Origin of the sequence: Haladaptatus cibarius D43 (genome assembly GCF_000710615.1) — an archaeon.
In the GTDB taxonomy this organism is placed as follows: Archaea; Halobacteriota; Halobacteria; order Halobacteriales; family Haladaptataceae; genus Haladaptatus; species Haladaptatus cibarius.
On the sequence record NZ_JDTH01000010.1, the window covers coordinates 43,126 to 58,302 of the forward strand.

Genomic DNA, 15,177 nt, shown 5'->3' on the forward strand with positions numbered 1-15,177 from the left:
TTGGCCGTGTGGTTGAGGTCTAATAGTTTGGAGTTTACCAAACCAATACATCGCTATTCCACCATGAGATGGGTTTCACAACCCGTTTCTCCATATGTTACTGTTCTTTTTGCGTATCAACTTGATCTACAATCACCTTTCCCACACTGTCTACGATAACCTCACAACCTGCATACTCAAACTTCACTAGCCCATCAGACCTCGCATCTCCTTCATGGGTCGGGGCAAAGAGGTTGTCCAATGCATCAGGGTCGATAATCTCATAGAGCGGAATGAGTTCCTGATACGGTCGGTTGACTTCGTCAGCTACTCTCATAACAACCTGTTTTGCGAGCGGTTTTGAGCGGTTACTCACTGGTTCATATGATCCGTTTCGACCAAAGGTTGGCGATGGTGTACTGTCGCGCTTATTCATACTGGCTCTCCATATTCTACTGGGGATTTTGTGTGGCACTTGCCGGTGTGACACGTGCAACCATCTGTTATGGATTGCACCAGTTTAGGTGACAGCTCCACCCACAATAAATAGTTCGGTTACTTATTCGCCGAAGAGTATTTGAGAAGAAAAAGATAATCCTTTAATTTTGAAACCCTACAGAGGGAGTCTGTGAAAGCGACAGTGTGAGTAGCAAGCAATAGAAACTAGATGGAAAAACACGCCATTGGCACCATTCGAAAAGAAAATTCCAACTAGTATTGAGCGAAGGCCACAGTGGCTTTTTAATCGGAACTAGCATGAGCGATCGGTGCTACAGTTGGCACACTGTCGTAAGTAGTGTTTGGACGATAAGAGTTAATTCGCATATATTCGTAGCGATGGCTGAGTATGTTACGCCGCGTTGAGAAGGAAGTGGATATGCTCCAACGACATTTGGAGGTTCTTCAAACAGTCCTTGAGAAAGAACTGATAGGAATCTTGAAGATGTCGAAGTTAATTGACTACCCACCGCATAAGGTGCGCTATTCATTACGGAAGCTTGAAGAAGAAAATTGGACCACACCCACTACACAAGGGGCAATTACAACTGATCAGATTGAGCCTTTTTATGACTAATATTGATGAGGGAGTAGATGAGGTGCATGAAAAGCTGGCCGGAATCGAGTTCGATTCAGAGAAGAAGTGACTGGCTTCAGAGATTCTGGGAGCTCAGTAATCAAGTAAGAACAGTGAGCATTAGTGGAAATGTGCTCGCTATATTGATTTGCTGAATAACGCTATCTTATGAGTTCCGATTAGTAGCAAATTGCTGTTCATAGCTTAGCTCCGTTTTATAGCCCGCTTGTACTAACGCATTTTGGGCGGATTCGAAGCTCTCCGTATCACTGACGCAGTCGCTCAAATCAGAAGTAGCTGAAACAACCGTTGGATCAAGATAAAACGTAACCGTACTTGCAGGAGTCAGCTTAACTGAGCGGTCTCCATCACGAATCATTGTCTCTTTCAGTTTACCCTGGGCCACTTCGACAGGTAGCCTACTTGCTTCTGTGGTAACCATCTCAAGTAATTCGTTCATCTCGTCAATAATTCGTGGAGTAAGACCCCAAGATCCGAGCAAACCATTTCGCTTTGAAGCACGGGTGATTCCGGCAGCTATCTCTTCGTGTGTTAGTTCACCATCACTCCCATAGCCATACACACCAAGACAAGAATTAGTGTCGAGTTGGGTGAGTGCTGAGAGCATGACCGCATCAGTTAGCGGACTTTTTATCCCCGGTTCATCACCGGCAGCTAGAACGTCCCCGCCAGCATCAGTACCGACGACGAGGTCGATTCCGAGTATGTCGCATGCATCATCGAGGCCAGCCGCAACACCACACGCGCCACCGTCGATATCAATGAGCACGACATCCTCCTCATGATGGCATGCAACATGTGTCTCGGCGAATTCAATTCCATCTACTGTGCGTGTTTCACCAGTGGCGAGTGCAACAGTATCATTGAGTGGTTCTATGCCCTCAATCTCTTCGAAATGCCGAGGGCCAGGCCGTGGATCAACAACAACTCGTTCCCAAGCGACGCCACCAAGAATGACGTCTACTCCGTGTGCTTCAAGGAATCGAGCTGTCGGTATGGTACTGACAACATCTCCACACCCACCAACACCGAATACAAGGGCCTTTTTGTGCTCAACTACTTCTTCAAGCGTCTCCATACACAGACTTTCTATACAAGCAAATATAATTGTTTCACCTATCGATTTGACTATTGAATAATTGTCAGTGAGTACTTCCTTATTTACTTGAGACAACCACTATTGTTTTCATCCAGTTCCTTTCTTAGCCATATTTTGATTTTATTGGGCTAACGATTGGCATGAGCCGGTCAATATCCATGAGTACATTGATAACAGTATTTGTGGAAGTATTCAACTGATATTCAAAATAGCTACCTTCCCGGTATCCATCGTTATGCTCCTTAAGTTCTAGCACACTACAGAGTGATAACTCTCGTAGATGGTCACGAATTCGACGTTCGACAAGCGGATCAAGATCAATTGCCTTCGCCATTCGTTGATATTCGGGATAGATTTCACGAGTTCGTGCTGGCGTATTATTTTGCATCTCCATTATTGTGACTGCAGATAGTACCACATGACCGTGGGTAGTGAGATTCCGCATTCCTCGCTCTATTTGTTTTCGCCGAAGTATTGCTTCTGCTTCACGAACGTAGTGTTCATTAACGCGTTCGTCTCCACGTTCTAGTGCAACTTCGCCAGCTTTGTACAGGAGTCGGATGGCTTGCCGAGCACTACCGGTATCCTGTGCAGCAAATGCTGCACAAAGTGGAATCGTATCACACGTCAGTACATCTGGTTGAAAGGCGAACTTAGCGCGTTGATTAAGTATCGTCTGAAGCTCATTGGCATTATACGGTGAGAACTCTATTTCATCATCACACAATGTATCTTTTACTTTTGGGGACAAATTATCTCTGAATTCAAAGTCATTACTGATACCAACTACTCCCAATTTTACATTTTCAACGTATCCGTTTGCTCGAGCACGGGGTAGCTCATAAAGAATATCATCATCAGTTCCGATATTGTCGATTTCGTCGAGAACGATAATCACTATCCCTCCAATTCGCTCAAGCTCATCCCAGAGGAAGTTAAAGACAGTTTGCTGGGGGTATCCTGTAGTCGAGATCGGTCTATCTGATGGTCGCAGTTCGTTGACGAGATGAGTTGCAACTTGATAACTTGAATTAAGAGAATTACACTGCAGCGTAACAGATGACACGTCCAAATCATCGAAACGGTCAGCATCACTCTCCAGTTGTTCAAGCAGCAACTCCGTTGCGACAGTTTTCCCAACGCCTGTTTTCCCATATAGAAATATGTTTTTTGGAGGAGCACCTCGAATTACTGGACTTAGGGCGGAGTGGTAAGCATTGAGCTCATTTTCTCGTTCCAGGAGTTCATTTGGCTGCCACTCATCTCGCAGTGCTTCCTCATTCTCGAAAATTTTTGCCGGACGGTCGAAGGACTTCATCAGCTGGTTGTTGGCTAATAGTCGCTTGCTGAATGGTAATAAAAACCACGGTGTCCGGAGCGTCCTGAACAGACCTCGGCATCCTGAGCAAAACGGCTATTTAATACACTCCCCCTCCACACTGTCCTGAGCACTCGCATTCTAGTAGGACGGTGACTATCATCGAGTGAATTAACTCGGTATCTATGACGGGATCTCTGTAGTACGGATCCGGTTTATTCTTAACCATGATAAGCATTTCCTTTATAGAGCAAGATTGTTTGGCTAGGTACCCTGGACTGAGTGCTCAGGACAAAGTGGGGGGTGTGTGTTATTTGCTCCGGACGGGACGGGGTGAACCGGACACGGTTGTTTGTTCCTCAGCGAGGAACGCCATTTCCAGGGGAGAACTTGAGCATGACACATTTCAATAATTTTGTTGACAAATATGACATCATTTATCTGGGGAAGATATAACTTGTACCTTCCACCTCTCACTTTTCCGGGCTAATACAAGAGGTTGAGTGCTCCCTTCCGTAGCTCCTACCTTCCATTACAAATGTAGGTGTGTAATAGATCTAAAATCAGAACGCTTTACAAATATGGTTCTGTAATGATGATCTCGCCCAATTCGTTTCGGCGCATATGTTCCCGATAGCGGAACGGATCTGGATATGGGTCGGTTCGGATGTAGTCTCAAATATATCATAAACAGGATGGCCTCCAAATAACTCTCCGTTCGGTAGTGAGGAACAGTGGTGCCTGTGGGAAGTACCCCGACTGTATTGGAGTGAGAGCTTTTTTCTGAATATGGTGGTGAAAATTAGGGCCTAACTCAACGGGCGCCAAGTTCGTGGGGAATCATTCAATCGGCGGCATCCATCCGTAGTTACGACAACCAGATCCTCAATCCGAACCCCCCATTGATCTTTGAGATAAGCTCCTGGTTCAATACTAAATACCATTCCTGGTTGAAGTTCGGTCTCATTTCCGTTCACAATGTACGGTGGCTCGTGGATATCTAGACCAACACCATGTCCAGTCCGATGGACAAACTTCTCTGCGAGCCCGTGTTGCTCAAAAACATCTCGGACGGCTTTATCGACTTGGCTAGCAGTCACGCCCGGTTTAACCGTCTGAAAGCCGGCTTCAAGTGCAGCTCGAACGACATCATATACCTCGATAAATCCTATCGGTGGCTCACCAGTAAATACGACTGTCCGCGTCTGATCACTCGGATAACCGTTAATGGTGACTCCGAAGTCGAGTACGACGGGATCACCGGCCTCGATAACACGGTCGCTTACTCGATGATGTGGGTGTGCACCGTTTTCCCCCGATCCAACAATCGTCTGAAACCCAAGTTCCTCTCCCTCTTGTGCAAGAAGGTTCTTTCTAATTTGCTTTGCAAGCTCTCGTTCAGTGAGTCCCACAGCATCAGAGCCAAGTGAACGAATTTTCTTGCTCACTCGATCTGCGATATTCGATGCGTGTTGGAGGTGTTTCAGCTCCGTTTCGTCTTTTTGCATGCGTAGTGGCGAAAGAACGTCCTCCCCGCGCGCGAAGGACGCATTTGGAAGATACTCTTGAATGTCTAAGACAAACCGAGCCTGCATGGTATCATCGAGCAGCACACGGTCTCCATCCAGCGAGAGTTCATCAACTGTACTTTTGAGAATGGTAGCAGGCCCGGTATCGTCTGACCAAGTTCGAATGTCTTCGATCCATGATTCAGTTTGGATTTGGTTTTCGTACATTTCGGGTACTACATACACCGGATCTCCGTCGCTGGGTACAAAACAGAGAAGATGGCGTTCCATTGGTTCGTCGGTAAAACCAGTTAGGAAATGGAGGTTGGAACTCATCGATAGGATTACTGCATCAGCATTTTGTTTTACGAGTTGTTCTTGGCAACGCTGCATTCGCTCTTCTAAATGTGCCTCCATACTGGCTGGTTACTCACTCCCCCATCTTGAATCTCGCTATATTACAGAAAGGTTCTATCGTTTAAAACACGGCTATATTTGAGAAATTAGAAAAGAGAAAGTACTCAGCCATACGTGACATTTATTTCCACGACGTTCGCGGCTTGGAGGACAAGCTCCGGAATCACTTCTTCGAAGCGTTCACTTCTCATTCTCGTCGTAGGAGCGGCTACACTAATTGCTCCAAGCACCTCTTCATTTCTCCCGAGGACTGGTGCTGCGACGCATTGGAGCCCCTCAACTCGCTCCTGACCGCAATATGCGATGCCAGAATCACGAATGGTAGCTAACTCTTCGAAGAGGGTCTCACGGTCGGTGATCGTGTTCTTAGTCGCTGCTGGGAGTCCATGTGTGTCCAAAATCTCGTGTACTCGCTTCTCGGGCAGATATGCGAGGATTGCTTTCCCAAGTGCGGTATTATGGAGATATCGGCGCTTTCCAGTGTGCGTATCAAGTGTCACTGCCTTTTCTCCTCGTGCACGAAAGAGATAGACTCCTCGTCCGTGTTCTTCAACCATTAGGTTCGCGAGCTCGCCACTTTCTTCCGCTAAACTCTGTACTTCGGGCCGACCAACCTCGTATATCTTCCGCCGCTTTCGTGCATATTCACCAATCTCGAAGAAGCCGAGTCCGACAACGTAGGTATCATCGACCTTTGTCACGTAATCATGTTGGCGTAGCGTTGTGAGGTGATCATGAACCGTACTTTTTGACATCGGTAAGTGATCCGCCAGTTCCGTTACCCCTGCTCCATCAAGTTCTTTAAGTGCCTCCACAATCCGTATCGTGTTTTCGGTGGTTCGAAGGTACTCTTTTCGTCTCTTTTCCATAGTTAGCAAGGTGTTGCATGTGAAGCTACAAATAGATTGTTCCGGGATGCCGAACAATATTGGTGAAAGTACGTATGATTTTCTCTCAGATGTTTATCGAAGGAAAAACCCCTTGCCGAATGGATCTGCTGGATCAATGAAAAACTCGTGTTGACCTGTTATGTGCGCATATCCGCGAACCCTTGGATAGATCGCTGAATAGCCCTCGTAATCAGTTGCTTCTGTATACGACCCGACGAATTTCGAACCGACGATACTCTCAACTTCGAAAGTCTCATCAGGCGAGAGGGAACCTGCTGACGATTGAAGAGCGATACGGGCACTTACCCCTGTGCCAGTCGGACAGCGATCAACTTCACCGTTTGCAAATACACAGACGTTCCGACTGTCAGCATTCTCATCTTCTGGATCTCCCGTAAGTATTGTTCCGTAGAGGAATCCGAGATCGTCTGACTCTGGATGCTCAACCTTGACTTCTTTGGCGATTGCTTCTTTTATTGTTTGTCCGATTTCTACTATCTCCCCGAAATGATCCGCATTCAGCTTCACATCAAACTGTTCGGCATCACAGAACGCATAGAATGCTCCACCAAATGCAATGTCGAATCGGATCGTCCCCCAGGGTGGGACATGGACTGTTTGATCTCGTGCGTAGACAAATGACGGAACATTTGTGAACTCCACTGATTCTACCACTCCCTTATGCCGATAAACGACCGCCGTTACGCGTCCAGCAGGAGTATCTATGACAATCTCATCATGATTGGGGGTGATTCCTAGTAAATTAGTATCCGCGGCTATCTTCGCAAGCGCGATGATGCCATGTCCGCACATTGTACTGTACCCTTCATTATGGAGGAAGAGTACCCCAAAGTCTGCATCATCATCGTTTGGTTCGGTAACAACGGCCCCATACATATCCGCATGTCCTCGCGGTTCCCACATGAGTGCCCGTCGGTATTCATCTAGTTCCTGTTCCATATATCGCCGTTTCGCCCGAACTGTGGTACCTTCTAACGGGGGTAGTCCGTTGGTGATGACTCGAAGGGGCTCGCCACCCGTATGAGCATCAACGGTTTCAATTTCGGTCCACTCCTCCGGCGGTTGCCAGGTCGGATCGGTAGCATTCATAATCGATCTTTCTCGTTTGGGGGTTCGTCGAGACGGATTCGACACGTTGCTCAGAATCAAACTTCCTCGCTAACTACTTATATCTATAGGTGACTGTGAATCATCATCTGGTTCCTCGAACCACACAATTATGTGTATTGAACTGGAATTCACCGCTCATGCGGGTGATTATCATTGGCGGTGGCATCATTGGATTGGCGTCTGCGTATTACCTTAGACAACGCGAAATCGACGTCACGGTACTTGAGAAATCGACGATCGGATCCGGAAGTACCGATCGGGCTAATGGCGGTATCCGAGCTCAGTTTTCATCACCGGTGAGTGCAGCCCTCTCAAAGGAGAGCATTAAGATATGGGAGACGTTCGATGAGGAATTTGACACCGATATTAGCTATCGTCGCCCAGGCTATCTCTTCCTTGCCCGGACGGAATCAACAGTTGAACGTTTTCACGAGAATGTGCGACAACAGAACAAACTCGGTGTCGAGAGTGAGTTTGTGACTCCTGGTGAAGCTGAACAGCTGTGTCCGAAACTGAAATCCGACCAATTTCTCGGAGGAACGTACTGCCCTACTGACGGTTTCGCAGATCCCCATCTCGGATTGCAGGGATTCTCTATCGCTGCGAATGAGGCCGGTGCAGATATCCGAACAAACGTCGAGGTGACTGATGTGCTTCAGCGGGACTCAGACGGCAAGGTCACGGGAGTTCGGACGGATTCTGAGAAATTCAACGCTGACTACGTCGTAAATGCGACGGGTGCGTGGGCAAATGAAATCGGAGAAATGGTCGGACTCGATATTCCAATTTCACCGCGCCGCCGTCAACTCATGGTCGTCGATCCGGAGAATCCAATTGACGATTCTGTTCCGTTCACGATTGACCTTGATCGAAGCGCTCACTTCAGACCCGAACGCGACGGTGCGGCTGTTGTCGGTGGCCATTTTTCCGATGTTGACCCGGAAATGGATCCTGATGCCTATAAAGAGAAAATGGATTTGGATTGGGCTGCTAAAACGATTGAGGAGGCGTCGAAGTGTGCAGAGTATTTCGGCCCGGAGTCTCGTGTAAAGCGAGGTTGGGCTGGGCTGTACGCTGTGACTCCTGATCACCATCCAATAATCGAAGAATCCTTTCCTGGATTCATTAACGCTGCTGGATTCTCGGGACATGGGTTTATGCAAGCTCCAGCAACAGGACAGATCGTGGCGGAACTCATCGCTGATGGCGACGCCTCACTGATCGATATTTCACAGCTAACTGCCGAACGGTTTTCCCGCGGTGTGCATCTCGAAGAGGGCACCGTGATCAATTAAGTGACGATGACGAATCCCTGACGGTCAGAAGGGAGCTAGCTATCTGGAACCCTCGAAAATAGTTCACCCATCCTAAATTATTTATACACATCTGCTTCCAAAAGACATGGGGACAGCTCAAGTAGACTCAGTCGAACCCACCCTCTCTTGGTTACCCCCTTTGAACCGTTGAAAATAGTAATTCTATACATTGATGGCATTCATGGGAACTCCATTGAATAATAGATTTATACCTCTGGACTGAAAATGCTCCATATGGTCAACATAGACCACTCTGCCAGCAGAATGGATCGGATTCCCTTCTCTGGAATACGGAAAATTTTCGAAGAGTGCGACCGACTCGAGCAATCTGGAACTGATGTTGTACACTTGGAAATCGGTCGTCCCGACTTCGATACGCCGAGTGAAATCAAGCAAGCTGGAAGTCAGGCACTTTCCGATGGACATGTCCACTACACCTCCAATTACGGAATTGCTCCGCTTCGATCAGCCCTTGCCGATAAGCTATCTGCTGAGAACAGGATCGATTATGAGCCAGAGAGCGAGATTGTCGTGACGACCGGCGCAACTGAGGCAATCTTTGTAACAATGCTCGCCCTAGTTGAAGAGGGTGACGAGGTACTAATTCCAGACCCCTGCTGGACGTACGCCTCTAGTATTCGCATGGCCGGCGGTAATCCAGTCACTTACGAGCTAGACCCGGAAACAGGCTTTAAGCCAGACCTCGATTCACTGACGGAAGCAGTATCAGAGCGAACTAAACTGTTAGTTCTGAACAGCCCCCACAATCCAACTGGTGGTGTTGTAGACCAAGATACGTTGAACGCCATCGGGGACTTCGTGATCGACAATGACCTGTTGCTGCTCTCGGATGAGATCTACGAGAAAATCCGGTACGACGGTTCGGAGCACTTGAGTCCTGCCGCTGAAAATACCCTATTCAACCGGACGGTAACGATTAACGGGTTTTCCAAAGCGTATTCGATGACTGGATGGCGACTTGGTTATCTCGCAGCTCCAGCCGAACTCATCAACTCAATTGTCCGTGTTCGGCAGTATACGACAACCTGTGCGCCGTCGATTTCACAACATGCTGGCGTCCGTGCACTCCAAAGTGGTCTCCATGAACCGATGGTCAATGCGTTTGCACGTCGGCGTGAACGTATCATGGAGCGAATCGAAAACATTCCCGGGATGTCGTGTCCAACACTGTCGGGTGCCTTTTATGCCTTCCCGACAACACCTGACGGGTATCCTGATGAAGAAGAGTTTGTTTGGTCGCTCCTCCGAGAGGCAGGTGTTGCATTTGTCCCAGGATCCGTCTTTGGTGAGTCGGGACATGGCCGATTCCGAATTGCCTATTCCAATTCGGTCGAACGAATTGACGAGGCATTCGATCGTCTTGAGGATTGGCTCTGACTGAAACCTGGGGTATAAGCAGGAACTGTTAGCTGTTCCATTTCCGAAGGCCGATGAATTCACATCCTCTTTGTCATATTTTATCAATGTCACAAGCTACCATTCATCATTAACTATATGTATGAACAAGTTATAGTGTTGGCTGGAGTAATGAAAGCATGGTGCAAGCAGGCACAAATACAGTTATGGGCTTAGTTGGATACTTAATAGTAGTTATATTAATAGGTTATTGGGGTTCGAAAAAAGTCGAATCGGAAGAAGACTTCTTTTTAGGTGGAGAGAAACTCCCTGGCTGGGCACTGGCACTCTCAGAGCGAAGTTCGGGGATGTCCGGATGGCTTCTTTTAGGTATGCCAGGATTGGCATGGGCGACTGGACTTTCCTCTGTTTGGGTTCTCGTAGGTGCATCAGGTGGTGCGATCATTCAATGGGTAATCTACTCAAAGCCGTTTATGAACGGACGGAAGGAAACGGGGGCGATTACACCAATTGGACTTATTGCGGAGAAACTGCCAGGTGATTCACCGATGATACGGCTGCTTCCTGCCCTCGTGACATTCGTATTCTACATGGGATACGTCGGGTCGCAGTTCCTCGCTGGTGGGAAGATTCTCCAGCAGATTTTCGGAATCACGCCTCTCACGGGACTGCTTATCGTCGCGGTCATGATTATCGCTTACTCCCTTGCCGGTGGCTTCCTGGCCGTCGTTTGGACCGATGCATTGCAAGCATTGTTGATGGTGTTTACTCTCATCGTTTTGCCCGCGATACTACTCGTGAGCGTCGTTAGTGATCCCTCGCTTTCAGTCATGGGTAGCTTGGAAGCAGCTGGTGAGGGACGAGCGTCGTGGTTTGGAGGTAAGACCGGAGCAGCTGCACTGCTCCTCCTTGGCGCAAATCTGAGCTGGATTTTTGCTGACCTCGGTGGCTATCCTCACCTGGATGTCAGATTGATGGCGATGCCCAACAATGAGGAGCGAAAAACAGCGGTCATCATCGCAACCTTCTGGGGAATACTCACTTCCATTGGTGCAGTTCTCCTCGGCCTACTAACTCGAACCCTCCACGGTGCGCCCCAAGCGATTCAGGCCGACCGTGAGATGGTTCTCCCATTTATGGTTCTCGAACATACACCGGGACTCCTTGGTGGAATAATGCTCGCTGGTGCGCTCGCAGCGATGATGTCAACGGCTGACTCGCAACTCGTTGTCGCAAGTTCCGCTGCGGCACAAGACGTCTACAACAAAGTGGTTGCAAAAGAACGCACGTTCAGTGAGAAAACCCGACTTCGTATCTCACGAGCAGCAACGTTGATTGTTGGACTTGTCGGTCTTACCATTGCACTCTCCGTTGAAGATCTCGTTTATACCTTGGTAAGCTACTCTGCAACGGGACTGTTCTCGGCTTTCGGGCCAGCGTTCACCCTCCTGTTCTTCTGGCGGGACAATCTCTCAAAAGCTGGCGTTGCTGCAGCGTTCCTTGTCGGACCTGCAGTTACTATCCTGTGGACTGCATTAGGCTTCACATCAATTGTTACGGTTCGCCTTGTTGCCCCCCCGATTGGTTTTGCAGCCGCTATCCTCGCGTCGCTGATTTGGCCACGTGAGGAAGTAACTGAGACGCCGTCACCCGAAACACCGACGGTGCAGGACTAATCGCCGCCGTATACTTCTCACCTCCGCTAAGCTCTCATAAGCCAGAAGCGGCCCAGTGCTACTATTGCTACACTAACCACGAGCAGAAGGATTTCCGTCGATGTCGGCTCTTCTATCGATTGGCCTTGCTCGACTCGAAGATGTCTGAAAAAACCGGAACTTGCTCAGTCGGAAATCGGAGTAGACAGAAGTGGTCATGCTTTGCTTCCAATGAACTACTCCACTATTATACTTCGTTATCCTCCATCAATTAGATGTGTTGATTAAAGTTAATATTTTGACACGAATTCACTCCGGCATCTTTATGAAGAGTTAGGAGGAAAATATGAACCGATGAAGTCTGGTACCTTTGAGAACGAGCAAACCGTACAAACACACCAGCAAAAAGGAACCACAGAAGAGTTCCATCAAGCGTACGAAGATGCTGTCGAAACCGTTCGTGATGAGCTTGGAGGGGAGTATCCGCTTTGGATTTCCGGCCAGCCGGTTGAGACCGATGACACGTTTACGGTTACCAATCCTGGTGATTTCGACCAAGTGATCGGAGAATTCGCCTCGGGCGAACCGAACCATGTCGATCAAGCCGTTGAGGCTGCCTCCGAAGCATTCGACGACTGGCGAAACACTTCCTGGGAGAAGCGAGCCGAAATCTTCAACCAAGCAGCCGACAATATTCATGACCGGAAGTACGAGCTCGTTGCGACAATGGCTCTTGAAAACGGGAAAAATCGGGGTGAAGCAATCGCCGAAGTTGACGAGGCCATCGATTTCCTTCGATTCTACAGTCAGGAAATTGAAAGGAATAACGGTTACACGTTCGATAGAGGCGAACCAACACCGAACCAACACTGTACAAACGAACTTCTTCCATATGGTGTCTTCGGGGTTGTAACACCATTCAACTTCCCGTTGGCAATTCTGGCTGGAATGACGACCGGCGCAGTAATCACTGGAAACACTGCTGTCGTGAAACCGGCAAGCACGACTCCCTTGGTCGCGCATAAATTTATCGAAATACTGAATGATGCAGGGATTCCGGATGGTGTCGTAAATCTCGTTACTGGTGGAGGCAGCTCAGTCGGACAACCACTGATCGAGCATGAAGACGTCGTCGGCTTTGCCTTCACGGGGTCTCGAAAGGTCGGTCTTACCATTCAGGAGACTTTCCAGGAGATGGGAAAACGAGGGCCAGTTGTCGCCGAATTGGGTGGCAAAAACCCAGTCATTGTCTCTGATACAGCTGACCTGTCAAAAGCGGTGTCGGGAGTCAAGCTTGGGGCATTTTCTTTTAGCGGTCAAAAGTGTTCAGCGACATCTCGCGTCTATGTCCACGAAGATGTTATTGATTCGTTCACTGAGCAGTTGGTCGCAGAAACTATGGAGTTGACGATTGGCGTACCAGAAAACGAGGACACCGTAGTTTCACCGCTTATCGACGACAGTGCCTTGGATCGATATCACGAAATCTGCGACTTGGCACGGGCTGACGGTACAGTACATACTGGTGGTGAGCAGGTTGCCGACTCAGAACTACCCGAGGGTCGATACGTACAACCAACTGTCGTAACGGATATTCCGCACGACCATGAGCTCGCAACGGAGGAACATTTCCTCCCGTTTGTAACTATCCATCCCGTCTCAAGTCTTGACGAAGCGATTACCAAGGCTAACGATAGTGACTATGCACTTTGTGCTGGTCTCTTCTCCGAGGGTCAGGAAGAAATCGACGTCTGGTTCGATCGAATCGAATCTGGAATGTGTTACGTGAACCGCTCACAAAGTGCCACAACCGGAGCGCTAGTCCATGCACAACCCTTCGGTGGCTGGAAATTCTCCGGAACGACTGGTAAATTCGCTGGTGGCTATTGGTATCTTCCCCAATTTATGCGCCAACAGAGTCGAACAGTTGTCGGAGACGTTGGAAACCAATAATTGACACACCGGTATCGTAATCAAAGCTGAACGGTCGAACCCCAACGTCTTTTCTTTAACATCTGAAAACAGGTTAAAGAGCTCGCTATCCCCCAGTGCCTGTGTATCAGCGTGTACCGCAGATGGATTCCTGCAACCGAACTACTAAATAGTGAGAGGACACCATTCCAACTGCTATGACCCTTGGAATAGAGGACAATGTGGCGTTAGTTACAGCATCGAGCAGTGGCCTTGGCAGAGCGTCGGCCAGAGTGCTTGCTAAAGAAGACGCGAACGTCGTACTCAACGGCCGAAACAAGACCGACATCAATGAAGCAGTTAGCGCCCTCGATGGTCTGGGGAATGGCAAGGTTATCGGTGTCCAAGGCGACCTCACGGAAAAAGACGATATCAAGAACCTTGTTCAAACAACCGTCGATGAATTTGACCGGTTGGATCATCTCGTCACCAGCGCTGGTGGTCCACCAAGCGGGCCATTCACGGAAACGACGGACGATGATTGGTATCACGCATTCGATTTGCTAGTCATGAGTGTGGTTCGTCTCGTTCGCGAATCGATTCCTCATCTTCAAGATGGTCAGGGCGGAACAATCGTCAATATCACATCTCGAAGTGTTAAAGAGGCTATTGACTCACTTGTACTTTCGAACTCGGTACGAATGGGCGTTATCGGTCTCGAAAAAACGCTCTCGAAAGAACTCGCGCCTGAAATCCGGGCAAATGCTGTGCTACCTGGTCCACACGAAACAAGCCGGATTCAGGAACTCGTTGAACAATCTGTCGAACGGGGTGAATACGATTCCTACGAAGATGGACTGCAGGCACGTGGTGAAAGTATCCCACTCGGACGGATTGGTGATCCGAACGAACTCGGAGAAGTCGTTGCATTCCTTTCTTCTCCCCGCTCGAGTTATTTAAATGGAGTCGCTATTCCGATTGATGGCGGAGCAGGTGCTGCAAACCTCTAACCTACTTTCCTGCCGTCTGTTGTAATGCGATTAGATGGAAGTAGAGTATACTCCTTAGTGGAAGACACGGCTCCTCCACAATATTAAAATAGCATGTACCCTATCTAATAGACGGAACAGATGAAGTCTGTAAGCTTTAGTAACGCGGATACGTACGAACCTGACGACGGATGGCAGCGTGTGTCACTTGCCGGTAGTGACCAATTCACGTTCGAGTGGTTTGAGAAACCTCCAGGTCATTCGTCCCCAATGCACGACCATGAGAATGAGCAGGTTTGTATCGTTCTCCAGGGTGAACTCACTATTCACACAGAAGATGACAAAACCACCCTCGAGCGGTTCGACTCTGCCTGGCTAGATGCGTGGGAATCTCACCGTGTCGAAAATACCGGGGACGATCGCGCCGTCGCAATTGATGTCTTTGCACCCGGCCGAGGCTTCGAATTCTGGACCGACCGAGAAGACTAGTA

At 48.6% G+C, this 15,177-nt stretch carries 12 protein-coding genes and 1 pseudogene; 7 read left to right on the plus strand and 6 right to left on the minus strand.

The features are described 5' to 3' along the window. Positions 1–97: 97 nt before the first annotated feature. On the minus strand, positions 98–415 hold the full coding sequence (locus HL45_RS17930; protein WP_158413725.1) for a HalOD1 output domain-containing protein: 318 nt from the start codon (positions 413–415) through the stop codon (positions 98–100). A gap of 411 nt (positions 416–826) precedes the next feature. On the opposite strand from HL45_RS17930, the pseudogene HL45_RS17935 reads away from it, so the two are divergent. Then, a pseudogene (locus HL45_RS17935) lies at positions 827–1,124 on the plus strand (hypothetical protein). 96 nt (positions 1,125–1,220) lie between these two features. Here HL45_RS17935 and HL45_RS17940 read toward each other — a convergent pair. From HL45_RS17940 to HL45_RS17960, 5 genes are all read right to left on the minus strand, one after another. Further along, positions 1,221–2,153 (minus strand): DUF1152 domain-containing protein, encoded by a 933-nt coding sequence (locus tag HL45_RS17940; protein ID WP_049972590.1) that lies wholly within the window; start codon positions 2,151–2,153, stop codon positions 1,221–1,223. Between the two features lie 124 nt (positions 2,154–2,277). Continuing rightward, on the minus strand, positions 2,278–3,492 hold the full coding sequence (locus HL45_RS17945; RefSeq protein ID WP_049972591.1) for an orc1/cdc6 family replication initiation protein: 1,215 nt from the start codon (positions 3,490–3,492) through the stop codon (positions 2,278–2,280). Between the two features lie 809 nt (positions 3,493–4,301). Next, positions 4,302–5,417: a M24 family metallopeptidase gene (locus HL45_RS17950; protein WP_049972592.1), complete on the minus strand. Its 1,116-nt coding sequence runs from the start codon at positions 5,415–5,417 to the stop codon at positions 4,302–4,304. Positions 5,418–5,521: 104 nt separating this feature from the next. After that, a complete protein-coding gene (locus HL45_RS17955) occupies positions 5,522–6,286 on the minus strand; it encodes an IclR family transcriptional regulator (protein WP_049972593.1) in 765 nt (254 codons plus the stop codon). A 93-nt stretch (positions 6,287–6,379) separates the two neighbouring features. After that, the gene (locus HL45_RS17960) at positions 6,380–7,417 is read right to left on the minus strand and encodes a proline racemase family protein (protein WP_049972594.1); all 1,038 of its coding nucleotides are present in this window, start codon (positions 7,415–7,417) and stop codon (positions 6,380–6,382) included. Between the two features lie 158 nt (positions 7,418–7,575). Between HL45_RS17960 and HL45_RS17965 the strand changes: the two genes are divergently transcribed. The 6 genes from HL45_RS17965 (at position 7,576) to HL45_RS21845 (ending at position 15,175) form a co-directional block, all read left to right on the plus strand. Next, positions 7,576–8,733 carry an NAD(P)/FAD-dependent oxidoreductase gene (locus tag HL45_RS17965; RefSeq protein WP_049972595.1) on the plus strand — a complete coding sequence of 386 codons (1,158 nt, stop codon included), beginning with the start codon at positions 7,576–7,578 and terminating at the stop codon, positions 8,731–8,733. Positions 8,734–8,988: 255 nt separating this feature from the next. Further along, positions 8,989–10,152, plus strand: a complete 1,164-nt coding sequence (locus HL45_RS17970; RefSeq protein ID WP_233274843.1) for a pyridoxal phosphate-dependent aminotransferase — start codon at positions 8,989–8,991, stop codon at positions 10,150–10,152. Between the two features lie 158 nt (positions 10,153–10,310). Next, positions 10,311–11,807 carry a sodium/proline symporter gene (locus HL45_RS17975; RefSeq protein WP_049972596.1) on the plus strand — a complete coding sequence of 499 codons (1,497 nt, stop codon included), beginning with the start codon at positions 10,311–10,313 and terminating at the stop codon, positions 11,805–11,807. A gap of 333 nt (positions 11,808–12,140) precedes the next feature. Continuing rightward, a complete protein-coding gene (locus HL45_RS17980; RefSeq protein ID WP_049972597.1) occupies positions 12,141–13,739 on the plus strand; it encodes an aldehyde dehydrogenase family protein in 1,599 nt (532 codons plus the stop codon). Between the two features lie 176 nt (positions 13,740–13,915). Further along, a complete protein-coding gene (locus HL45_RS17985) occupies positions 13,916–14,707 on the plus strand; it encodes an SDR family oxidoreductase (protein WP_049972598.1) in 792 nt (263 codons plus the stop codon). A 120-nt stretch (positions 14,708–14,827) separates the two neighbouring features. Next, the gene (locus tag HL45_RS21845) at positions 14,828–15,175 is read left to right on the plus strand and encodes a cupin domain-containing protein (RefSeq protein WP_049972599.1); all 348 of its coding nucleotides are present in this window, start codon (positions 14,828–14,830) and stop codon (positions 15,173–15,175) included. The last annotated feature ends 2 nt before the right edge of the window (positions 15,176–15,177 follow it).